The organism is Nonomuraea sp. IBHARD001, from assembly GCF_056106265.1.
On the sequence record NZ_JBWBBW010000002.1, the window covers coordinates 4300939 to 4322703 of the forward strand.

Genomic DNA, 21765 nt, shown 5'->3' on the forward strand with positions numbered 1-21765 from the left:
TGTGGTGGGGGGTGGCGAAGGGTTTTGGGGAACGGCTTGCGGATGGGCTCGAATACGTGTTCCACTTGCTGGCGTGGCTTGGGACGCTCTTTCGCTTGTCGAGGTGGGTGGCGTGGATCGGCCGCTCGCTCGGGGGCTGGTGTCGCGTGGGGCGTTTCTGGAGACGCAGGCGCGGGTGATGATCGAGAGGACTCCTGCGGCGGCGGGGTTGCGTGAGCGGCATGGTCTGAGCCCGTATCGGGGGTGTGTTCATGCGTGCCGGGGGTGTGTGGCGCGGCGTTCGCATCGGCGGCTGGGGTTGGATGCCGGGCGTGATTTCGATACGCGGGTGGTGGTGAAGGCCAATGCGGTGGCCCGGTTGCGGGCGGAGCTGGGGCGCTGGGACGGGTCTCGGCTGGCGGTGGGGGTGTCGGGTGACTGTTATCAGGATGCCGAGGAGACCTACCGGTTGATGCCGGGGGTGGTGGCGGCGTTGGTGGCGGCGCGGGTGCCGTTCACGGTTTATACGAAGAGTGCGCTGGTGTTGCGTGATGCGCAGGTGCTGGCGCGGGCGGGGCGGGTGTGCGGGGCGTCGGTGGCGGTGTCGATCGCGTTCGTCGATGAGCGCATCCGGCGTTCGGTCGAGCCGGGTGCGCCGAGCACGCAGCGGCGGTTGGAGTTGGTGTCGGCGCTGGCGCAGGCGGGGGTGCGGGTGCAGGTGGCGATGTCGCCGGTGTTGCCGTTGCTGACGGATGCGGCCGATCAGCTGGAGGCGACGGTGCGGCGGGTGGCGGCGGCGGGTGCGGGTGCGTGCTGGCCGGTGGTGTTGCGGTTGCCGCCGGGGACGCGGGAGTGGTTCATGGCGTGGCTGGGGCAGGCGCATCCGGGGTTGGTGGAGCGTTATGAGCAGTTGTATGACCGGGCGGGTGAGCCGGGTGCGGCTTATGAGGGGCGGATCACGGGTCAGATCCGGCAGTTGGCGGCGGCGTGCGGGATGCGGGGGCAGGAGGGTGAGCAGGAGGTGTGTGCGCCGGGGGCGCCGCAGCTGAGCCTGTTGTGAGGGGTGGGGGTGAGGGCGTGGAGATGCAGGGGTCTGCGTCAGGGCAGGAGGATGATTTTGCCGCGGGTCTGGCCCGCTTCGCTGTGCCGGTGGATGGTGGCCGGCTCCTCCAGGGGGACGGCTTCGGTCACGTCGACCTTCAGCTCCCCCTTGGCGACCAGGGCGGCGAGTTCGGCGACCTGTGCGGGGTCGTTGCGGGCCGAGAAGGACGGGTGCCCGGGTGGGGGGTGGCGGCTGACACGGTGGTGCCGCCCGGCCGTACCGAGGTGGCCGGGGTGGCGGCGGTGTGGGCGGTGACGGGGGCGAGGTTGATCACTGTGTCCATGGCGGAGGGCTTCAGATCATCCTTCAGGGCTCCTGCTGGCTGGTCCCGCCCGCCGGTGAGCCGGTGGCGCTCAGCGCCGGTGACGTGGTGTTCTTCCCGCACGGTCGCGGCTACGGGCTGGCCGACTCCCCTGCCCGGCCGCTGAACGAGCCCCGCTGTGATCCGACGACCGACGCCGGCCTGTTCGTGAAGGACTTCGTCGGCAACAGCGGGCCGAAGACGGTCACCTTGTGCGGCGGGTACCGGCTGGATCCGGGCCGGGCGCATCCCGTCCTGCGTGACCTGCCCGACCTGATCCACCTGCCCGCCCGGCTCGGTCACCATCCTCAGCTGCGTGCGGCCGGGTCTGGGCGCGGACACCGTCGTGCTGTCCCTGCTGGACACGTTGCTGGGCTGGACACGTTGCTGGGCTACCTGCTGCGTACCTGGCTCACCCAGCCTGACGGACCCGGCCGGGGGTGGCCGGGGGCGCTGGGCGATCCTGCGGTGAGTGCGGCGCTGCAGGCCATGCACGACGACCCCGGCAGGGCCTGGACCGTGCAGGCGCTCGCCGATCACGCCCGGTTGTCGCGGGCGGCGTTCGCGCACCGTTTCGCCGCGCTCGTCGGACGGCCGCCGCTGGCCTATCTGACGTGGTGGCGGATGGGCACGGCGGCCAGGCTGTTGCGGGAGTCCGGCGCGCCGCTGGCCGAGGTCGCCGCGCGTGTCGGGTACACCTCCGAGTTCGCCTTCGCCAACGCGTTCAGGAGGGAGTACGGCCAGGCGCCCGGCCGCTATCGCCGTGCGGGTTCAGCGGCCGGGCCGGCGCTGGATCGCCGTCCGTAGTGAGGCGCGCGAGCCGGTGGCCCAGCCCGGTGCGATGGGCGCGGACCGGGCCGGGCAGGACGGACGACCCGCTCGACCACGGGGGTGTCGGGGAGGCCCGCGACACCCGTGATCAACGCCCCTGGGCCGGTGTCTCGGTGTAGCGGTGGGCGGGGTTGGTGAGGGCGGCGGTGATGCCGCCGACGGCGTCGCCGAAGACGGGGCGCCAGCCGAGGGCGCGCAGGCGGCCGGCGTCCAGGGCGGCGTCGGTGGCGAGGTAGGCGGCCATGGGGCCGTGCTCGGCGAGCGCCTGCTCCAGCGGCCAGGAGCGTGCGGGGGTGCCGGTGGCGGCGCCGATGGCGGTGAACAGGTCGGCGATGGCCACCGGCTCCTGCTCGGCGGCGTGGTAGACGCCTTCGGCGCCGCTCTCCACGATGAGGGCGTAGGCCAGGGCGAGGTCGTTGACGTGGACGGTGGACCAGCGGTTGGCGCCCTCGCCCGCATACCGTGCGACGCCGTCGGCGCGGGCCAGGCGGGCCAGGGCGGCGACGGGACCCGCCCCCTCGCCGTAGACCATCGGCGGCCGCACGACCGCGCCGCGTACTCCCCCGGCGCTGAGCACGCGCTCCTCGGCGTCGGCGAGCCAGGCCAGCGGCCCTTCGACGGGTGCGGTGTCCTCCTCGGTGACCGGGGTACGGCTGGCGCGGGCACGCGGCGCGCCGGTGGTGGTCACGAACGCGCCCGCCGCGCCGAGCATGGCTCGCACGGCCGCGGCGTCGACGGCGGGCCGGTCGGGGCCCTCGGTGGCGGCGGTGTGCACGACGGCGTCGGCGGCCGCCGCCTCACGCGCCAGGACCGACAGGTCGGTTAGGCTGCCGGGCACGGCCTGGCCCCCCGCGGCGCGCACGAGCGCCTCGGCCCGCACGCTGCGGGCAAGCCCCCGCACCCGGTGGCCCCTGGTGATGAGCGCACGGGTGAGGGCCGAGCCGATGTATCCGCTGGCTCCGGTGAGGAAGATGTCCATGGTGTGTTTCCTGTCGCAGGTCAGGGGCGGGGTGTGGCTCCACCGTAGGCAGCGGCGCGAGGACGGGGTATGTCGCTCGCTCCAGGCGCCATGCGCGATCGTCTGAGGGGGGACGTGCTGGGCGCGGTGCTGGCCCGGGTACGGATCGAGACGAGCCTGTTCGCCCGGGTGGAGCTCGGCGCCCCGTGGGGTGCGGCGGTCGAGGCGAGCCCCGGGGTGGTGCTGCACCACGTGCTGGAGGGCGAGGCGTGGGTACAGGCCGCCGGGTCGCCGGTGTGGCGGGCGGGGCGCGGCGAGGTGGTGATGCTCCCCCACGGCCTGCCGTACACGATGCGTCACCGTCCGGGGGCGCCGCTGCGGCCGGTGGTGGCCTGGCCGCGGCGCGGGGACGGGCTGTCGGTGCGCAGGCGTCTGGGCGGCGACGGCGCCCGCACGGTGGTGCTGTGCGCGCGGCTGAGTGTGTCCGGGGCGGGGCACGCGCTGCTGGCACGGGCGCTGCCGCCGGTGATGCACTTCGCGGCCGGCGACGGCGGTGAGGCGGTGGCCGGGTTCGGGGCGACGCTGGAGGCGTTGCGCCAGGTCGTGCGGGCCGGTGGGCCGGGCGCGGCGCTGGTGGCGGCCCGGCTGGCGGAGGTTTTGCTGCTGCAGGGCGTACGGGCCGAGCTGGGGCGCGGCGCGGCCCCGGGCTCGTGGCGTGCGGCGCTGTCGGACGAGGGGGTGGCGCGCAGCCTGGATGCCATGTACGGCGAGCCGGAGCGCGCGTGGAGTGTGGCGTCGCTGGCCCGGGAGGCGGGCATGAGCCGGGCGGGTTTCGCGGCGCGTTTCCGTGAGCTGGTGGGCCAGACGCCGTTCGCGCATCTGACGTGGTGGCGGATGGAGGTGGCCAAGGCCATGCTGGCCGAGCGGCCCGGGGTACGGCTGGGCGAGGTGGCGGCCGCGGTCGGGTACGCCGACGAGTTCGCGTTCGGGTCGGCGTTCCGGCGGGTGGTGGGGGTCGCGCCCGGCGGGTGGGCCCGGCAGTAGGTTGGGGGAAGGGGGGCGGGGTCGTGGAGCGTGAGGTGGTGTTCGCCGGGCACCGCGCCCTGCTGCACGCCGTGGCCTACCGGGTGCTGGGCAGCGCCTCCGAGGCCGAGGACGTGGTGCAGGACGCGTGGCTGCGCTGGAGCCGGGCCGAGGTGGCGGCGGTCGCCGACCCCGAGGCGTACCTGGTCAGGGTGGTCACCCGGCTGGCGATCGACCGGCTGCGCAGCGCCAGGGTGCGGCGCGAGACGTATGTGGGGTCGTGGCTGCCCGAACCCCTGCTGACCGATCCGGACGCCGCCGGGGGCGTGCTGCTTCAGGAGTCGGTCTCCACCGCGATGCTGCTGGTGCTGGAGTCGCTCTCGCCGGTGGAGCGCGCGGTGTTCGTCCTGGGTGAGGTGTTCGGGTACGGCCATCACGAGGTGGCGCACCTGCTCGGGCGCAGGCACGCCACCGTGCGCCAGATCGCGCTGCGCGCCAGGAAGGCGGTCGCCGCGCGCCGCCGCCGCTACGACACCGACCAGGTGACCAGGCGCCGGGCGACCGAACGCTTCCTCGCCGCGTGCCTGGGCGGCGACCTGAACGCCCTCATGGAGGTACTGGCGCCGGAGGTGGTCATGGTGAGCGACGGCGGCGGCCTGACCGGCGCCCCGCGCAGGCCGATCCGGGGCCGCGAGCTGGTGGCGCGCGCCGCCGTCGTCCTGTCGGCGCGCCGCCCCCTCGGGTCGCTGGCCCGCCTCGCCGAGGTCAACGGCGGCCCCGGCATCGTCATCCACGCCGGTGACACACCCGTCCTGGCCGCCACCCTCCACCTGGTGAACGGCCGGATCGAGACGATCCACGTGGTGAGCAACCCGAACAAACTCTCCGGCATCCTCATGTGACGCAGACCACAGCGCCGTGTTGTCACTGCGCGGGCGCCCGTCTCGTCCGTGAGGCGATCCATCAGCCGATCGCCTCACGAAAGAGGGAACATGTTCACCGTCTATCTCACGATCACCCTGCTCGCCGCTCTCCTGTACGGCGCTGCGGCGGTCGCCAACCTCGCCGGGCACGACTATCCCGGCAGGCAGGCCGACAAGCTGGGGGTGCCCCGGTCGTGGATGCCCGTGCTCGGGATGTTGCTGGGCGCCGGGTCGCTGGGGCTGGCGGCCGGGATCGCCGTGCCGATCCTGGGCACGCTCGCCGCGTGCGGGCTCGTGCTGTACTTCGTCGGCGCGTTCGTGGTGCATCTGCGGGCCGGTGACCGCGATCTGGGGCCTTGGGCGCTGTTCTTCGGCACCGCAGTGGCCGCCCTGGTGGTCGGCCTGGTGGGCCGGTGAGCGGCGGGCGGCCTGTGTGAGCCCTCCCCTGCGGCGGCTGTCGTCGCAGGGGAGGTCGCGGTAGCTTGTGTTCGCGTTGGTTGAGCGTGCTGTGCGCAGGGGTGCGGGGAAGGCGGCGGGGCGTGGGGCGCTGGGTGTCGTCGGCGGTCCTGGTGCTGGTGCTGGCGGGGTGTGGTCTGCAGTGGCCGTTCACGCATCCGGGGGTGCGGTCGCTCGGGGTGGGGCTGGGGGGCGACGGCCGGGTACAGGTGCTGGTGCCGACGTGTCCGGGCGAGATCGTCGTCGACATGGCCGCCATGAGTTCCTGGGAGGCCGAGCCTGAGGTCATGCACTGGAAGGCGCATCAGCTGAGAGCCGGGCCCGGCGCCTCCGCGGACGCGGATGCCGATGCGCAGGTCAGGCTGACGGTCGGCGACGACGCCGCGTTCGGCCAGGTGACCTATCCCGTCGAGGCGGCGCTGCCCGGCGCCTACCACGTCGAGGTGGGGGTCCAGGTCGGAGGCGATCGCGAGGGCATCGGCGGGGCGGTGGACGTGTCGCGTCTTGCCGGGCTGCCCGAGGGGTGGGTGCTGTCGGACGACGGCGAGGCCGCAGGGCTGCCGGGCGCCGCGTTCATCCAGGCGGAGCGCGAGGAGTACTGCTGAGGGGACCGCGCCCAGGTGCTCAACCGCTTGCCTAGGGCCAGGGCTGGGGCTGGGGGCGGATCAGGTCCAGGCGCAGGCAGGCGGCGTAGGCCAGCAGGGCCAGGACGGCGGCGTCGACGCCCAGCGTCACCAGCGACCGCACCACCAGCCCCGCGCCCAGCGTCGCGATCAGCACGGCCGCCAGCACCCCCGCAGCAGCCACCACCCCCAGCCGCACGCCCACCCCCGGCTGCGGCACCGGCTCCCCCAGCGGCCTGCGCCACCACCACCATCCGGCCCACCCGACCGCACTCAGCGTGATCAGCGACCCGAACAACGCCACCCCTTCCTCCCGTAGCAGGACCGGATCCCCCGCGGCCGACAACCACACGTCCACGAGGTGATCCCAGAGCAGGTGCGTGGCGATCCCCACCGCCGCGCCCACCAGCCACCAGGCCCAGTGCACCACCCGAGCCCTGCTACGCCGTCCCGAACGTCGGGCCAGCGCCTGCGGGAGCAGCGTGCGGGCGGGCCCGGCGCACACCGTGATCACCGCTGTCAGCGCCAACGCCACCACCAGGTCGAGAGCCAGCGCCCAGGGCTGTGTGCTGTGGGTGTACCCGGCCTCCAGCATCGGGCCCCCGGGGACGGACAACGCCAGTACGTCGTCGGTGAGCGCGTAGGGGATGAAGTAGGGCAGGTCTGGCGCCATGGCCCCGGCCGCCACCGCGACGGGCGGCAGGAACCGCCGCAACGGCAACGCCACAACAGGATGAATCAACGTAAAAGGCACAAATGGGCAGACTACCTACCGTGACGCCTTGCTGCGGTCGTGGCGGAGTGCACCATGGCCGCAGTCATGTGGACGAGGTGTCCGCTTCGCGGCCGGACGGCGCGGAGACGCTTTCCTCCGCACGAACCCCCACCCCCCATGAACGCTTTCCCCCACACGAAGCCCCACCCCCATGAACACCTTCCCCCACACGAAGCCCCACCCTCCACGCGCCACCGCACCACGCCCTCACCCCGACGCGTGCAACTTCTGCCACTCGCCAAGGTCGTGGGCGCTGAACACGGTGACCTGCGGCGGCAGCTCCCGCAGACGGGCGAGATTGGCCAGGCGCAACGAATGGTCGACGGCGACGCTGCGCTGGGCCAGGGCCAACGCCCTGGGGCAGGTCGGGTTGCGCCGGTCGCGTTCGGTGGCGGCGTAGTAGGCGTCGCCGGCGTGCAGGAGCCAGCCGTCGCGCCGGGGGACGGCCACCGCGCTGTGCCCCCGGCTGTGACCGGCCAGCGGGACCAGGGCGATGCCACCGAGCCCGGGGATGGGCCGGGCGCGCAGACCGGCCAGCCAGGGCTCACCGGCGTCGTCATGGGTGACCCACTGGGGATGGTGAGCCCATTGCGCGCTCTGGTACCGGCGGCGTTCGGCCGCGGTCGGCGGGTTCACGGCGGCGGTCAACTCGGCGGTGTGCAGATGAACCTTCGCCTGCGGAAAATCAGCCAGACCACCCGCATGATCGAGATCAAGATGAGTCAGCACGATATGCCGTACATCGCCAGGATCCAGCCCCAAAGCGCGCAGGCGCGAGAGCATCGTCTCGGCCGGGTCGCACGCCGGACGGCACATCAGGCGGAACGCGGCCGGCACTCCCCCGCCCGGCCCCGGGTTGATCCCGGTGTCGACGAGGACGAGCCCCGCGTGGTCACTCTCCACGATCAGGCAGTGGCAGCCAAGGGCGGGTGCGCCGAACGGGCGCATGGTGCCGCAGTTCAGGTGATGGACCTTCATTTGATCGATTATGCGGGCTCGGCGGGCGAATTATGATCGTTCGATGGAGATTCGGATGGGCGGGGCCGGAGATGTCGACACGGTCCTGGCGATGTTCGACAGCGCTGTGACGTGGCTGGTGTCCCAAGGACGCTCCGGCCAGTGGGGCAGCGAGCCGTTTTCGGGCAATCCACAACGCAGGGCCCAGGCCGAGGGGTGGGGCGCCTCGGGCGGGATGCGCATCGCCGTACTGGACGGGCAGGCGGCCGGGTGCCTGGTGGTGGGGGCGCCGTCGGCGTTCGTGGGGCCGCCGCCCGGCGGGGAGAGCGAGCTGTATGTGCAGGTCCTGGTGATCGACCAGCGCTTCGCCGGGCGCGGCGTGGGCACGGCGCTGCTGCGGCGGGCGCACGAGGAGGCCGTGGCGCTGGGGGTGCGGCTGCTGCGCGTCGACTGCTACGGCGGCGGCGACGGGCAGCTGGTGCGCTACTACGAGAGACACGGCTTCACCCGGACCGAGACATTCGAGGTGGAGCAGGCGTTCGCGGGCGGAAAGTGGCCGGGCCAGATCCTGCAACGCCGCCTGCCCACCCGCAGCGCCCCCGACCCCGCTTGACGACCCCCCACCCAGCACGCCGAACCCACCCCTTCTTACGGCTTCGCCCCCACCCGGGCCACCGTGGTCCGTCGGCGGGCGCCCGTCTCAGCCGTGTGCTCGGGATCCGCCCCCTCCCGCCGTCACGACGCAATCGCCGAGCCCTGGCCCGGCGGAACGCGGGGTGGCCAGCGTCCCCCTGCACCCGGCGTGTGGGGGACGCCGGCCCGGGGGTGGACTACGGGTTGTGCTCGTGGATGTTCGGTGCGGGGCTGTTCACCTGCAGGGGGCGGTTGTTGCCGTTGGGGCCCCAGCGGGAGCGCATGCTGGAGACGAGGGTGTCGGTGGCCTGGGAACGGTTGCCGAAGACGACCCAGTGGATCGGCTGGCCGTAGGAGGGGGTCGTCAGGGAGCCGGTGTAGCGGTAGTTCAGCGTGTTGGACGGGAGCAGGTCCGCCACGTTGATGCCGCCGACGCTCGCACTGGCGCCCAGGGTGGCAGGGGCGCTGTTGAGGATGTCGTCGTGCGCGGTGACCGAGGGAGTGGCGACCGAGTCGATCAGTACGCCGAGCACGACCGTGCTCACCGCCCCGCTCACCGGATGGGTGTACTGGTGCAGCAGGTGCGCCTCGCTGGGCGCCACGCTCTCGCCCGCGAACGTGTGCTCGGCGTCGAAGTGGTAATGCACCTGCTTGAGCTTGTGCTTGACCCCGCCGAACATGATGTGCGGGTCACTCCAGGCGGCGATTTCGAAATGAATGTCGTCGTGGTCGCTCACGGTCCCGGTGGGCGCCTTGTCGCGGAAGTCGACGGTGCCGTCGGCGTACCCATAGTTGATCACCAGGGTGGGGGCGGCGTTCGGACAGGCTATGGAACGGTCGATTTCGATCGGGCTTTGCACGGCGCTGTTGGTGCCGGTTCCCGGGCAGGTGGGCGTCATGCGGGCCGAGGCCGGGGCCGGGACGGAGACGAGGGCGGCGGTCAGCGTGATGGCCGCCAATAATCGAACAACAGGGGAATGCATGCATTTGCCTTTCAGTGGGGTTAATTTCACCTTAATTGACAATCAATGACTCATGAAGGCATGCATTGACGAACAAAATGACCAAAAGACAAATGACCAAAAAGACCACAAGAAGTGCGGAGAGTGAGGGGGCGACAACGACCACAAAGAACGAACGGCGAGTAGAGAGGCAGGCGGGGCCGGGGCAGTGGACGGCGATGGACGACTATGGACGGCTATGGACGCGGTCGAAGACTCCTGCACCGGACCTCGCACCGCTCCCCGGCCTGAACCCTCCGTTCCCCGGGCCAAACCCTCCGTCCCGCGCACCCGACGCCCGCACAGCCGCGCACCCGACGTCCGCGCACCCCTCCCCCCGCCAGGCGGTCGCCGCCCGTCGACCTTCCACCCCGGCGCCCGAAGCGCCACCCAAGCGAAACGACCGACGACCGACGACCACCCACACCAACCGCTCACACCACCCCGTCACCCCTCCGACCGCACCACCTCCCCCTCGGTCTCCTTCTCGGCCGCCCTCTCGGCCGCCACCTCGTCCACCGCCGACCGCGACACCCCCGGCAGCCGCCACGCCGCCACCACGGCCGCCAGCATCACACCCCCCGCCACGTACAACGCCGTCCGCATCCCCCCGGTCGAAGCCTCCAGCAACGCCTCCCCCGACACCCCCGCGATGTCGCGATTGGCCACCGCCACCAGGGCGGCAAGCCCGGCCGCCGTGCCCACCTGCAACGCCGTGGACGCGACCCCGGAGGCCAGTCCTTGCTCGTGCGCCGCGACGCCGGTCCCGGCGGCGACCCACATGGCCTCGTAGGTGATGCCCATCCCCAGCCCGACGACCACGATCCCGCCCAGGACGGTCAGGACCGACCCTTGCGCATACATCCCGGGCGCCAGCAGCACGGCCCCGAGGGCGTTGGCGACGATCCCGGTGAGCAGCGTGGCGCGGGTGCCGAAACGGTGGATCAGGCGCTCGCTCAGGAAGTTGCCCGCCGTGATCGACAGGGTGGGCCCGAGGAAGGCCAGGCCGGTCTGCAGGGCGCTGAAGCCGAGCACGTCCTGGAAGTACAAGGTCAAGAAGTACGGCACGGCCTGCATCGTCAGGCCGAACACCAGGATGACCACGACCGCCCCGCTGAGCGCCCGGTTGCGAAACAGCCGCAACGGCATCAGCGGCGTGCGGCCCCGGGCCTGCAGGCGCAGGAACACCGCCAGCAGGACCAGCGCGGCCAGCACCGAGCCGACGACCTCCCCGCGCGCCCACCCGGCCTCCGAGCCGTGCGCGACCGCGAAGATCAGCGCCGTGATGCCCGCCGTACCGGTCAGGGTGCCGGGGACGTCGACGCCGCCGCGGGTGGCGCGGCCGTCGGGGGGCAGCAGGGCGAAGGCGGCCAGGGCGCCGGCGACGGTGAGCGGGACGTTCACATAGAAGACGGCCTGCCAGCCGAGGGTCTGGGTGAGGACGCCGCCCGCCAGCGAACCGGCGGTGAGGCCGCCCGCGCCCGCCATGGCCCACACGGTCAGGGCGCGGTTGCGCTGCCTGCCCTCGGCGAACGTGGTGTTGACCAGGGCCAGTACGGCGGGGAACAGCACCGCCCCGGCCAGGCCCTGCAGGGCACGCGCCCCCAGCAGTACGGCAGGCGTGGTGGCCAGGCCGCCCAGGACGGAGGCCACGCCGTACAGGGTCAGGCCCAGGACGAACATCCGGCGCCGTCCCGCCAGGTCCGACAGCCGCCCGCCGAGCAGCAGGAAGCCGCCGTACAGGACGGCGTACGCGGTGACCACCCAGGGCAGGGTGTGCGGGGTGAAGCCGACATCGGTCGCGATGTCGGGCAGTGCGACATAGATGATGGTGAAGTCGAGGCTGATGATCAGATGCCCGAGCGCGAGCAGCGCCAGGCTCCAACCCGGCCGTCGGCTGAGCGCCGGGGGCAGGGGTGTGGACATGGGTGTGCCTTTCGTGAGTGTCCGGTCCGGTGGCCTGTCATGGCTGCACTGCGACCGGCGGACACTTGTTGGCACATCCCCGCATGGCGCTGGGGTGGGCGGCGCTCGGGCTCGGCCCGTCGGGTCCGCGCATCGCCCCTCCCTCCCCGCGTCGGCGTCGTGCGCTGGCTGCGCGGGAACGACTATGCCGCCCGGCGGCCCGCGACGGCATCGGGCGCCGGGTCGGTACGGGCTGCGACTTTGGACCTAGGTCCATCGCCGGGACGAGGGGGCGTCGCGGTCCCCGCTGCGCTACGGCGAGGTGATCGCCAGGGTCACCAGGGACGTGGTCGAGGCGACCGTGCCCAGGCCCGGCGTGCACAGCAGGAGCCCGGCCGAGGGCCCGGTGACGGTCTGCACGACCGTGTCGCCGGTGAACAGGCCCGGGGTGACGACCCCGGTGACGGTGTACACGGCTGGCGGTGATCACACCCGACGGGGAGGCGCGCCCCGCCTGCCTGGCCCGGGTCAGGACGGCGCAGGACGAGATCACCGACCTGGCCGTGCTCGTTAGCGCGGCCAGGTCATGGCGTCCGGCCCCAGGCGGGGAGGGGGCTCACTCCTGGGCGTCCTCCCCGCGCAGCGAGGCCGCGAAGCGCCGGCCGGGGCCGGGGTCGACGCCGAAGCGTTCGGCATACAGCTCGTGCGTCTGGCCCCATCCCTCGTGGGCGGCCTCCTCCGACAGGGCGTGCCCCTGCAGGTGGGGGGTGAGGCGGGAGAGGTAGGCCTCCCAGCCGGTGGCCGTCTGGGCGCTCAGGCCGAGGTCGTCGATGACGTGCACGAACGTCAGGCGGCAGCCGTCCTCGCCGTGCGGCTCCAGGTCGAAGCTGTAGAGCTGGCCGGCGAACGTCCAGGCCAGGCGGTGCGGCGGGTCGACCTCGGTGACCTCGCCGGAGGCGCCACCGGCCTCGAACCTCTCGCCGACGGCGGGAGTCCACTCGGCGGCGGCGGGGAACCAGCGCTCCAGCTCGGCGGGCACGCTGACCGCCCGCCACACGCGTTCGACGGGGAAGGCCAGGTCGCGTACGAAGCGCAGGGCCGGGCGGCCCGCTACGGTTTCGAGGCTTCCGTGGATCATGGGTTGTCCTCCAGGTGTTGTTCCAGGGCGTCCAGGCGGCCCGACCAGTAGGCGCGGTAGGGCTGCAGCCATTGGTCGATCTCGGCCAGCGGCCCGGGGCGCAGGGAGTACACGCGCTGCTTGCCGTGGGTGCGTACGGCGACCAGCCCGGCCTCGCGCAGCACCTTGAGGTGCTTGGAGACGCCGGGCTGGCTGAGATCGAGGCGTTCGACCAGCTCGCCGGCGGGCCGTTCGCGTTCGCGCAGCAGGTCGAGGATCTGCCTGCGGTGCGGCTCGGCGAGTGCTGCGTAAGCGCTCATCCGGACATATTGCCAGATGGAAATATGACAGGGCAAGCCGGCCCGGTCGCAGACGGTCATGGTGTTCACGGTCGGCTCCCCTGGACGGCACTCAGCCCCGACCTACCCACCACCACGCAAACAGCAGCCCCTGCATGGGAAAGAAGCTCCCCGGCAAAAACGGACAGGCCGGCCTTCACCTCTCCCGAAGTTCACCTCGCGCCGCCAGCCCCCGTACGGCCAGATCGGCCTGGCGGGCAAGGGCGGCAGAGTCGTCCGGGGGCAGGAGTTGGGCGATGCGGATGAGGCCGAGCAGGTGGTAGGCGATGTCGCCGGCGGTGACGTCGGGGGCCAGGGTGTGGTCGGTGCGGGAGCGGTCGACGGCGCTTTGGCCGATCGCGGTGAGGTGGGTCAGGCAGCGCTGGAGGTCGGCGTCGGACGGCTGCCCGGCGGACAGGACGTCGGACATGGCCTTGTTGGACGACAGGGCGTCGAGGGTCGCGGTGAAGAAGGCGCGCAGGGCGTCGAGCGCCGTGCGGCCGGGTGGCAGGCCCGCGGTCGACAGGGCGGCCAGGTCGGTGCCGGTGACGGCGTGGACGAGGGCCTCGCGGGTGGGGAAGTTGCGGTAGAGGGTGCCGATGCCGACCCCGGCGGCCGCGGCCACGGCGCGCATGTCGACGGCCATGCCGCAGCGGCGGAAGGCCTCGCCGGCCGCGGCCAGGATGCGTTCCCTGTTGGCGGCGGCGTCGCGGCGCCGCGACCGGTCCGGTGTCATACGCCCATCCTATCGATGCGGAACTTGTGTTCCGATTGGTGTTAGCCTAAGCGGAACAAGCGTTCCGCAAAGGGAAGGGGCTCGTGCGATGAGGACGATCGTGATCACCGGGGGCACCGACGGGATGGGGGCGGCGCTGGCGCGGCACTACCTGCGCGCCGGGGAGCACGTCACGGTGGTCGGCAGGGACCGGGCCAAGTACGAGGCCCTGATCGCGGCCGACCCGGGCGAGGGGGAGTTCTTCGCCGCCGACCTGTCCCTGCTGGCCGACAACCGGCGCCTGGCCGAGCACCTGCTGGCCAGGCACGAGCGGGTGGACGCGATCGTGCTGGCCGCCTCCTACATCCGCACGCGCAGGCACCTGACCGCCGAGGGGCACGAGGCGTCGTGGGCGCTGTTCTTCCTGGGCAAGCACGTGCTGCTGGATCGCCTGGCGCCGCTGCTGGAGCGGGCCGGGCGGCCGGTCGTCGTCAACACCTCCGTGCCGGGCGCACGGCCGGACGCCATCGACCTCGACGACCTGGAACTCCAACGCCGGTTCACGTTCAGGCGCGCCAACGCCCAGCAGCGGCGCGCCAACGAACTGCTCGGCGTCCTCGCCACCCGGCGCCTGCCCGGCCTCACCTATGTGACGTGGGGGCCCGACCGCCTGGTGCGCACCGGTTTCGCCGGGCAGGTCGGCCCGGTGATGCGGCTGAGCGCGGCGCTCGCGGGCCGCCTGCTCGGCCGCAGCCCGCAGGAGGCGATCCGGCCGGTCGTCGCCCTCCTCGACGCCCCCTCCCCGGGCAGGCACGCCTACCGGGGCGCCGCGCGCCTGCCCCTGCGAGAGGGCGAGGGCGAGGAGGAGGCCGCCGACCGGCTCGCGCGGGCGATCGGCCCCACGGTGTGAACGAGACGCGACGCCCGGACTGTCGGTGCCGCCCGCCATACTCCCGCCAGGCCCGCAAGATCACCCACCGATGCGAAGGCGTGGACACGACATGGCGAACCTGCTGCGACGGCTCGACGACGAGGTCTACGTCCAGTACAACACGTTCGGACTGGAGGACACCGACCTGGCCGGATGGAGCTCCCCCACCGAGGAGATCTACCACTTCAACGCCGCCCTGCGCCTGGAGTCCTGGGACGCAGAGCCGGGGCCAGCGCAGGAGTGCTGGACGCCGTTCGAGTCGGCGACGTTCGTGGCCGGGAGCGGCGTCGTGTCCGTCGTGACCATGATGGACGGCCGCAGCCACGACTTCCTGATCGGCCCGCCGCACTTCGAGTACGGCCTGCGGCTGTACCTGCGCGAGCCGCGGCCGGGCGACGGGCACGGCACCGGCGAGTGCGACGAGACGTGGCTGCTGCGGTTCTGGCCGATCCGCGACGTCTTCGACCCCCTCCAGCACGCCAAGCCGTTCCCGTACTTCGCCCCCGCTGTCATGTACTACTCGATCGACCTCGAGCCCGGCCAGGGCGAGCAGGTCCCGGCCGCGCGGCAGGTGGCGGTGCCGGTGTCGGCCTGCGAGGACTGGGCGTCGCTGCGGACCGGCCCCGGTCTGGACACCTTCGACGGGTGGCTGCGCACGATGAGCGAGCGGGCGCGGGAGGCGGGGCTCACCGTGCACGCGCTGCTGCGCGGGCACGGGATCGACGTCGAGGACGGCGCCGACCTCACCCCGGCCACCTGCATCCCGGCCCGGGCGCGGGCGGGCCGCTACCAGGACGTGCTGCTCGACCGCTACGCCGCCGAGCGGGAGCGCCACTGCCACCCCCCGGGCAACCCGCTCGACGAGGAGACGCTACGGGGGCTGGCCGACGGCGAGCGCATCGCCAAGGAGCTGTGCCGCGACGGCGCGCACACCTACTCGGTGCCGCTGGTGGGTCGGGGCAACGCGCACGCGCCGGCGGGGAGCACGCGCCGGGTGTGGCAGTGGGTGGACGACCTGCTCGGCGGCGAACCCCACGGCGGCGCGCTCACGGTGGAGCGGCAGGTGCTGGCCCGCAACCCGTGGACCCGCCAGCTCCTGGTCTCCGGCCTGGTGACGATCCTGCGCCCCGACCACGACCGGCGGGGCGACTTCGACACCGTCTGGTACGTGGTGCGCGACGCCGAGCCGCACGAGGCCGCCCGCGCGTTGTGCGCGGAGGCGGTGTGGGAGGAGGACCGGGAGCGCCGCCGGGCCCTGGACGAGGTGGCCGCCGAAAAGCTGGCCCACCTGCGGGCCACCTGGCGCGAACGCGAACGCCGCGAGGCCCGCGGGTAGGCGGGCCCGTGCCGGTCAGAGGGCCGAGCCCTGCTTCCACTTGGCGAACGACATCTGCCAGTACCCCCAGCCGTTGTCCCACTCCAGCTCGCGGTCGGTGCCCTTGATGTCGACGATGTCGCCGCGCTGGGAGTTGGAGTAGAACCACTTGGCCTGGTCGGGGCGGGAGTTGATGCAGCCGTGGCTGACGTTGCGCACGCCCTGGGCCCACACGTTGTTCTTGGCGTGGACGTACTCGCCGGAGTTGGAGATGCGCACCGCGTGGTTGATGAGCACCTTGTAGTAGCCGGGGTCGCCCTTCTTGCGGCCGGGCGACTCCATCCACACCGGGTTGACCGCCTCCATCGTCAGGTGCACGCCCGAGGTGGTGGTGTACTCGCGCGTGGTGGCCATCCCGGCGCTGACCTTCATGGTCTGCACCAGCTTGCCGTCACGCCTGACGTACATGACCTTCTTGCGGGTGTCGAGCGTGCTGATCTGGCGGGCGCCGATCGCGATGACGGTCTCGTAGTCCTTGACGCCGTACATGCCCTTGCCGCCCTGCACGCCGTCCAGGCGGGCGGTGAAGGTGACGTCCTGGTGGGCGGGCCAGTACTTGGCGGTGCGGTAGATGACCTTGTTGTCGGCCACCCAGCGCCACGCGCCGTCGACCGGCTTTTCGGCCTCGACCTCAAGGGCACGTTCCACGGCCTTCTTGTCGGTCACCGCGTTGTTGAAGGTGACGATGATCGGCGCCCCCACGCCGACCTTCTCCCCCTTGCGGTTGGGCGTCACGTCCACCACGGCCAGCTCCACATCCGGCTTCACGGTGGTGAAACGGCTGGTCTGCGTGGTGGCGCCCGCCTTGGCCGTCACGGTGTAGGCGCTGGCGGGCTTGAGCGTCACCTTGGAGACCCACTTGGAGCGCGCGGCGTCGAAGGAGCCCTCAAGGGGGCCGTCCTTGCCCTGCACCACGACCTCGTCCAGCGCGCCGCCCGTGGCGGTGACCACGACCTTCTTGCCGGGCTTGACCTTGGCGCCGCCCTGGGCCGGACTGATCTTGATCGTGGGCGCGGGCGCGGCGCTCGTCGTCTGCTCCGCCTCCTGCCCCTGGGCGCCGGTGGCCGCCTGGCCTCCCGAGCACGCCGCCGTCACGGTGGCCGCGAGGGCGAGCGCGATGCCCGCCGCCGGCCGCTTCCAACCTGGTCCAACGCTCAACACTGTTCTCTCCCCCACCGCAGCAAACTGCACCCAAAAACCCTAATGGCCTTTCCCTTTAGACGTCACATCATTTGGGAGAGTTCGGTCACGTTTCGGTCACTCGCAGGATTCAATTGCACGTCAAGTGAGGGTCAAGAACGTGCCAAGCGCTGGGCGAGACGATGCGTCAGACCGGTATGGCGCCGCCCCGCCCCCTTGGTCCGTACGGCCTGCGCCAGCGCCCGCCGCGACCCGACGATCACTACCAGTTTCTTGGCCCGGGTGATGGCGGTGTAGAGCAGATTGCGCTGCAGCATCATCCAGGCGCCGGTCGACAGCGGGATCACCACGGCCGGGTACTCGCTGCCCTGCGAGCGGTGGATGGAGACGGCGTAGGCGTGGGTCAGCTCGTCGAGTTCGTCGAAGGAGTAGTCGACGCTCTCCTCCTCGTCGGTCAGCACGGTCAGCTGCTGGTCGTCGGGCCTGATGTCGGTGACGACGCCCACGGTGCCGTTGAAGACGCCGGCCGCGCCCTTGTCGTAGTTGTTGCGCAGCTGGGTGACCTTGTCGCCGATGCGGTAGACGCGCCCGCCGTAGCGGCGTTCGGGCAGGCCCTCGCGTGCGGGGGTGAGCGCCTCCTGCAGGGCGATGTTGAGCGCGCCCGCCCCGGCGGCGCCGCGGTGCATCGGGGCCAGCACCTGGATGTCGCGGCGCGGGTCGAGGCCGAAGCGGCGCGGGATGCGCCTGGCGACGACGTCCACGGTCAGCTCGGCGATCTCCTCGGCCTCCTCGCACGGGAAGAGGAAGAAGTCCTTCATGCCCTCCAGCTCGGGATGGCGGCCGGTGTTGACCCGGTGGGCGTTGACCACCACGCCCGACTCCTGCGCCTGGCGGAAGATCTGCGTCAGCCGTACGCGGGGGACGTCGTCGGCGGCCAGCAGGTCCTTGAGCACCTCGCCCGCGCCGACCGAGGGCAGCTGGTCGACGTCGCCGACCAGCAGCAGGTGCGCGCCCGGCGCGACGGCCTTGACGAGTTTGTTGGCCAGCAGCAGGTCCAGCATGGAGGCCTCGTCGACGACCACGAGGTCGGCCTGCAGCGGGTTGTCGCGGTCGTAGGTGGCCTCGCCGCCGGGGCGCAGCTGCAGCAGCCGGTGCACGGTGGTGGCCTCGTGGCCGGTCAGCTCCGACAGGCGCTTGGCGGCGCGGCCGGTCGGGGCGGCCAGGATGACCTTGGCCTTCTTGGCGCGGGCCAGGGTGACGATGGAGCGCACGGTGAAGCTCTTGCCGCAGCCCGGCCCTCCGGTCAGCACCGCCACCTTCTGCGTCAGCGCCAGCCGTACGGCCTGGCGTTGCTCGGGGGCCAGTTCCGAGCCGGTCCGGCGGTGCAGCCACTGCTCGGCCTTGGCCCAGTCGACGTCGCCGAACGCGCCCAGCCGATCGCCCTTGGACCACAGCAGCGACAGCAGCCCCGAGGCCAGCGACGTCTCGGCCCGGTGGAAGGGCAGCAGGTAGATCGCGGGCACGACGTTCTCGCCCGCCGGGACGTCCTCGCGCACGACGCCCTGTTCGGCGACGAGTTCGCCCAGGCAGGTGGCGACCAGATCGGCGCCCACCTGGAGGATCTTGACGGCGTCGGAGACGAGGTTGGGCGCGGGCAGGTAGCAGTGGCCGTCGTCGGCGGCCTGCGAGAGCGTGTAACGCAGCCCGGCCTTGACGCGCTCGGGGCTGTCGGCGGCGATGCCGACCGCCTGGGCGATGGTGTCGGCGGTCTTGAAGCCGATGCCCCAGACGTCGTCGGCGAGCTTGTACGGCTGGGCCTTGACGACCTCGATGGAGGACTCGCCGTACTGCTTGAAGATGCGCACCGCGATCGAGGTGGAGACGCCCACGCCCTGCAGGAAGATCATGACCTCTTTGATGATCTTCTGTTCGGCCCAGGCGGCGGCGATCAGCTTGGTGCGCTTGGGGCCGAGGCCCGCCACCTCCACCAGCCGTCCCGGGGCGGTCTCGATGATGTCCAGGGTGTCGGTGCCGAAGTGCGTGACGATGCGGTCGGCCATCCTCGGGCCGATGCCCTTGATCAGGCCCGAGCCCAGGTATCGGCGTATGCCCTGGATGGTGGCCGGGAGCACGGTCTCGTACGTCCACACCTCGAACTGCCTGCCGTACTGCGGATGCGACATCCACCGGCCGCTCATCCGCAGCGACTCCCCCGGCTGGGCGCCCAGCAGCGGGCCCACCACGGTCAGCAGTTCGTCCCCACCGCGTGCGACGGCGACCCTGGCGATCGTGTAGCCGGTCTCCTCGTTGGCGTAGGTGATGCGTTCCAGCACTGCGGTCAGGCTCGCGCCCGGGGTCTGGCCCTGCTCCGTCGACGCCACCCGCCGCCCTCCTCGCCGATCTGCCCGAGGTCAGCGTAGGACAGGCTTACGGCCCTGCGGGCCCGGGTTTTCGGCGATGATGGCGGGGTGACGGACGGTAGCGTTTCGAGCACGCGCGATGACGCTCTTCTGGTGCGGATCGAGCAGAAGGTGCACGACCCGGCGGTCTCGCTGTCGGCGGTGCTGCTCATGTGTGTGGCGTTGAGCGGCAAGGGCCGCTCCGGGTGGCTTCGCGACTGGGCCAGGAAGGAGGTCATCGGACACCCGCCGGGGCGCGTGCCGGTCTACCGTGTAGTCAATTCGGTGCTGCACGTGGCCTGCGTCCCATGGGCGGGCGGAGGCGGTGACGCACTCGCGCCGCCGCCGCGGCAGCTGCTCGGCGGCGTGTGCGAAGGGGTGGACAACATCGTCTACCTGTATCAGCCGATGCACGAGCTGGAGGCGCTGGCCGCCGCCCCGGGACCGACGTTCCTGGTGCACCCGCTGAGCGCGGACAGGTCGTGGATGGAGCAGCTGACCAGGAACGCCCGCAGCAACGGCAGCATCGCCTACAACGAGCGGGTCGGCTATCTGCTGATGGGGGTGGCGCCTGTGACGTACGGGGTGGCCGTGGGGCGCATGCGGGCCATGCTCGCCCAGGCGGTCTCCGACCTCCTGGGCGCAGGTCCCGGGCACCTGGGCGCGGCGGCGGCCGTGGGCGAGGGGGCGCCGCTGGTGGTGAGCGCCGCCTCCGGTTCGACCGTGCACCTCAACCACGGCGGCGCGTCCGTGAGCAGCAGCCGCACCGTCGTCGGCGGCGAGGCCGGCTCGCGCGGGTGGGCGCTGCTCGGGTGGGTGCTGGGCTTCCTCGTCGCCGCCGCGGGCGCCTACGCCGGGCTCGGGCAGTGGCTGCACTGGCCCGCGCCCTGGCCGTGAGCGCCCGGGCGCGGGCGGGCGCTAACCTTGGGGCCCATGAGTCAGGTGGGTGAGGCCGCCGCGCGTGCGCTGCTGCGCAGGCTGGCCGTCGAGCAGTCCGAGTCCAGGGTGCCGTCGCTGACGGCCGCGATCGTGCGCGAGGGCCGTACGGCCTGGTTCGGGGCGCGCGGGCAGGTGGAGGGCGCGACGCCGACCCCCTCGACGCAGTACCGCATCGGGTCGATCACCAAGACGTTCATCGCCGTGCTCGTCATGCGCCTGCGCGACGAGGGCCTGCTCGACCTGCTCGACCCCCTGGACAAGCACGTGCCGGGCACGCCGTTCGGCGAGGTGACGATCGCGCAGCTGCTGGCGCACTCGGGCGGGCTGACCGCCGAGCCGCCCACCGCCTGGTGGGAGCGCACGCCCGGCCTGCCGATCGAGGAGCTCATCGGGCGGCTGGGTCCCGAGCACGCGCGCCACCGGCCGGGACGGCGCTTCCACTACACCAATCTCGGCTACGGCCTGCTCGGCGAGGTCGTGGCCAGGCTGCGCGGCCGGGGCTGGGCCGAGGCCGTGCACGAGGAGATCCTGCTGCCGCTCGGCATGGGCGAGACCACCACGCGCCCGCGCGCACCGCATGCCACCGGCTACGCCGTGCATCCCTTCGCCGACGTGCTGCTGCCCGAGCCCGAGCACGACGCCGTCGCGATGGCGCCCGCCGGGCAGATGTGGTCGAGCGCCACCGACCTGGCCCGCTGGGGCGCCTTCCTGGCCGGGCACACCGGCGGCGTGCTCGGCGCCGAGAGCCTGGCCGAGATGCGCGAGCCCGCGATCGTCGACGACGGCGACGCCTGGGTGTCGGGGCACGGCCTGGGGCTGCAGCTCAAGCGTGAGGCCGGGCGCAGGCTGGCCGGTCACACCGGGTCCATGCCCGGCTTCCTGGCCACGGTGTGGGCCGACCCGGCCGAGGACCTGGCGGTGCTGTTCATGGCCAACACCACCACCGGGGTGCGCTCGTCGCTGCTGAGCGACATGCTGGCCGTCATGGCCGAGCACGAGCCGCGCCTGCCTGCCGAGTGGCGGCCCGCGCCGGTCGAGGCGGGCCTGCTGGCGCTGACCGGGCTGTGGCACTGGGGGCCCGCGCCGTACCTGCTGCGGGTGCTGCCCGAGCGCGGCCTGTCGCTGACGCCCGCCACCGGGCCGGGGCGCGCCTCCAGGTTCGCCGCGCAGGCCGACGGCACCTGGCTCGGGCTGGACGGCTACTACGCCGGGGAGACGCTGCGGGTGCACGAGGACCACCTCGACCTCAACACCTTCGTCTTCACCCGCGAGCCGTACGGGCCGGGCGACCCGGTGCCCGGCGGGGTGCACGAGGGCGGCTGGCAGGGGTGAAGGGGTAGTTCG

At 72.5% G+C, this 21765-nt stretch carries 22 protein-coding genes and 1 pseudogene; 11 read left to right on the top strand and 12 right to left on the bottom strand.

Annotation, left to right across the window (positions count from 1 at the left end; genetic code table 11):
• Positions 1-112 precede the first annotated feature (112 nt).
• A complete protein-coding gene (locus tag ACTWNK_RS21660) occupies positions 113-1039 on the top strand; it encodes a radical SAM protein (RefSeq protein ID WP_474306261.1) in 927 nt (308 codons plus the stop codon).
• 38 nt (positions 1040-1077) lie between these two features.
• On the opposite strand, the pseudogene ACTWNK_RS21665 reads toward ACTWNK_RS21660, so the two are convergent.
• Positions 1078-1233 (bottom strand): annotated as a pseudogene (locus tag ACTWNK_RS21665) (zinc-binding dehydrogenase); the annotation flags it as partial.
• Positions 1234-1325: 92 nt separating this feature from the next.
• Between ACTWNK_RS21665 and ACTWNK_RS21670 the strand changes: the two are divergent.
• Positions 1326-2189 (top strand): AraC family transcriptional regulator, encoded by an 864-nt coding sequence (locus ACTWNK_RS21670; protein ID WP_474306263.1) that lies wholly within the window; start codon positions 1326-1328, stop codon positions 2187-2189.
• A gap of 112 nt (positions 2190-2301) precedes the next feature.
• On the opposite strand, the gene ACTWNK_RS21675 is transcribed toward ACTWNK_RS21670, so the two are convergent.
• Complete coding sequence (locus tag ACTWNK_RS21675; protein ID WP_474306265.1) at positions 2302-3192, bottom strand: NAD-dependent epimerase/dehydratase family protein; 891 nt, start codon at positions 3190-3192, stop codon at positions 2302-2304.
• A 90-nt stretch (positions 3193-3282) separates the two neighbouring features.
• Between ACTWNK_RS21675 and ACTWNK_RS21680 the strand changes: the two genes are divergently transcribed.
• The 4 genes from ACTWNK_RS21680 to ACTWNK_RS21695 all read left to right on the top strand — a co-directional run bounded on the left by ACTWNK_RS21680 (position 3283) and on the right by ACTWNK_RS21695 (position 6178).
• The gene (locus ACTWNK_RS21680) at positions 3283-4215 is read left to right on the top strand and encodes an AraC family transcriptional regulator (RefSeq protein ID WP_474306267.1); all 933 of its coding nucleotides are present in this window, start codon (positions 3283-3285) and stop codon (positions 4213-4215) included.
• 23 nt (positions 4216-4238) lie between these two features.
• Entirely contained in the window at positions 4239-5096 is an 858-nt protein-coding gene (sigJ, locus tag ACTWNK_RS21685; protein WP_474306269.1) for an RNA polymerase sigma factor SigJ, read from the top strand.
• A 90-nt stretch (positions 5097-5186) separates the two neighbouring features.
• Complete coding sequence (locus ACTWNK_RS21690; RefSeq protein ID WP_474306271.1) at positions 5187-5534, top strand: DoxX family protein; 348 nt, start codon at positions 5187-5189, stop codon at positions 5532-5534.
• A 122-nt stretch (positions 5535-5656) separates the two neighbouring features.
• Positions 5657-6178: a hypothetical protein gene (locus ACTWNK_RS21695; RefSeq protein ID WP_474306273.1), complete on the top strand. Its 522-nt coding sequence runs from the start codon at positions 5657-5659 to the stop codon at positions 6176-6178.
• Between the two features lie 31 nt (positions 6179-6209).
• Here the strand turns inward: ACTWNK_RS21695 and ACTWNK_RS21700 are convergent, their stop codons facing one another.
• Both ACTWNK_RS21700 and ACTWNK_RS21705 read right to left on the bottom strand, forming a co-directional pair.
• Positions 6210-6938, bottom strand: coding sequence for a DUF4184 family protein (locus ACTWNK_RS21700; RefSeq protein WP_474306275.1), 729 nt, complete (start codon positions 6936-6938; stop codon positions 6210-6212).
• Between the two features lie 240 nt (positions 6939-7178).
• Positions 7179-7949 carry an MBL fold metallo-hydrolase gene (locus ACTWNK_RS21705; RefSeq protein ID WP_474306277.1) on the bottom strand — a complete coding sequence of 257 codons (771 nt, stop codon included), beginning with the start codon at positions 7947-7949 and terminating at the stop codon, positions 7179-7181.
• Positions 7950-7992: 43 nt separating this feature from the next.
• Here ACTWNK_RS21705 and ACTWNK_RS21710 point away from each other — a divergent pair, with 43 nt between their 5' ends.
• Positions 7993-8541 (top strand): GNAT family N-acetyltransferase, encoded by a 549-nt coding sequence (locus ACTWNK_RS21710; RefSeq protein WP_474306279.1) that lies wholly within the window; start codon positions 7993-7995, stop codon positions 8539-8541.
• 217 nt (positions 8542-8758) lie between these two features.
• Here ACTWNK_RS21710 and ACTWNK_RS21715 read toward each other — a convergent pair whose 3' ends face one another.
• The 6 genes from ACTWNK_RS21715 to ACTWNK_RS21740 all read right to left on the bottom strand — a co-directional run bounded on the left by ACTWNK_RS21715 (position 8759) and on the right by ACTWNK_RS21740 (position 13658).
• A complete protein-coding gene (locus tag ACTWNK_RS21715; RefSeq protein ID WP_474306281.1) occupies positions 8759-9544 on the bottom strand; it encodes a carbonic anhydrase family protein in 786 nt (261 codons plus the stop codon).
• Positions 9545-10009: 465 nt separating this feature from the next.
• Complete coding sequence (locus ACTWNK_RS21720; protein ID WP_474306283.1) at positions 10010-11488, bottom strand: MFS transporter; 1479 nt, start codon at positions 11486-11488, stop codon at positions 10010-10012.
• 291 nt (positions 11489-11779) lie between these two features.
• Positions 11780-11941 (bottom strand): hypothetical protein, encoded by a 162-nt coding sequence (locus tag ACTWNK_RS21725; protein WP_474306285.1) that lies wholly within the window; start codon positions 11939-11941, stop codon positions 11780-11782.
• A 142-nt stretch (positions 11942-12083) separates the two neighbouring features.
• A complete protein-coding gene (locus ACTWNK_RS21730; protein WP_474306287.1) occupies positions 12084-12605 on the bottom strand; it encodes an SRPBCC domain-containing protein in 522 nt (173 codons plus the stop codon).
• Complete coding sequence (locus tag ACTWNK_RS21735) at positions 12602-12904, bottom strand: ArsR/SmtB family transcription factor (protein WP_474306289.1); 303 nt, start codon at positions 12902-12904, stop codon at positions 12602-12604. Before ACTWNK_RS21735 ends, ACTWNK_RS21730 begins: the two co-directional genes overlap by 4 nt.
• Positions 12905-13079: 175 nt before the next feature.
• Complete coding sequence (locus tag ACTWNK_RS21740) at positions 13080-13658, bottom strand: TetR/AcrR family transcriptional regulator (RefSeq protein WP_474306290.1); 579 nt, start codon at positions 13656-13658, stop codon at positions 13080-13082.
• Between the two features lie 88 nt (positions 13659-13746).
• Between ACTWNK_RS21740 and ACTWNK_RS21745 the strand changes: the two genes are divergently transcribed.
• Positions 13747-14547, top strand: coding sequence for an SDR family NAD(P)-dependent oxidoreductase (locus ACTWNK_RS21745; protein WP_474306292.1), 801 nt, complete (start codon positions 13747-13749; stop codon positions 14545-14547).
• 91 nt (positions 14548-14638) lie between these two features.
• The gene (locus ACTWNK_RS21750) at positions 14639-15904 is read left to right on the top strand and encodes a hypothetical protein (RefSeq protein ID WP_474306294.1); all 1266 of its coding nucleotides are present in this window, start codon (positions 14639-14641) and stop codon (positions 15902-15904) included.
• A gap of 15 nt (positions 15905-15919) precedes the next feature.
• On the opposite strand, the gene ACTWNK_RS21755 is transcribed toward ACTWNK_RS21750, so the two are convergent.
• Together ACTWNK_RS21755 and recD2 are read right to left on the bottom strand one after the other, a co-directional pair.
• The gene (locus tag ACTWNK_RS21755) at positions 15920-17104 is read right to left on the bottom strand and encodes a L,D-transpeptidase (RefSeq protein ID WP_474306295.1); all 1185 of its coding nucleotides are present in this window, start codon (positions 17102-17104) and stop codon (positions 15920-15922) included.
• A 131-nt stretch (positions 17105-17235) separates the two neighbouring features.
• Positions 17236-19464 (bottom strand): SF1B family DNA helicase RecD2, encoded by a 2229-nt coding sequence (gene recD2 / locus ACTWNK_RS21760; protein WP_474306296.1) that lies wholly within the window; start codon positions 19462-19464, stop codon positions 17236-17238.
• A gap of 132 nt (positions 19465-19596) precedes the next feature.
• Between recD2 and ACTWNK_RS21765 the strand changes: the two genes are divergently transcribed.
• Together ACTWNK_RS21765 and ACTWNK_RS21770 are read left to right on the top strand one after the other, a co-directional pair.
• A complete protein-coding gene (locus ACTWNK_RS21765) occupies positions 19597-20379 on the top strand; it encodes an AbiTii domain-containing protein (RefSeq protein ID WP_474306297.1) in 783 nt (260 codons plus the stop codon).
• A gap of 36 nt (positions 20380-20415) precedes the next feature.
• Positions 20416-21753 carry a serine hydrolase domain-containing protein gene (locus ACTWNK_RS21770; RefSeq protein WP_474306298.1) on the top strand — a complete coding sequence of 446 codons (1338 nt, stop codon included), beginning with the start codon at positions 20416-20418 and terminating at the stop codon, positions 21751-21753.
• The last annotated feature ends 12 nt before the right edge of the window (positions 21754-21765 follow it).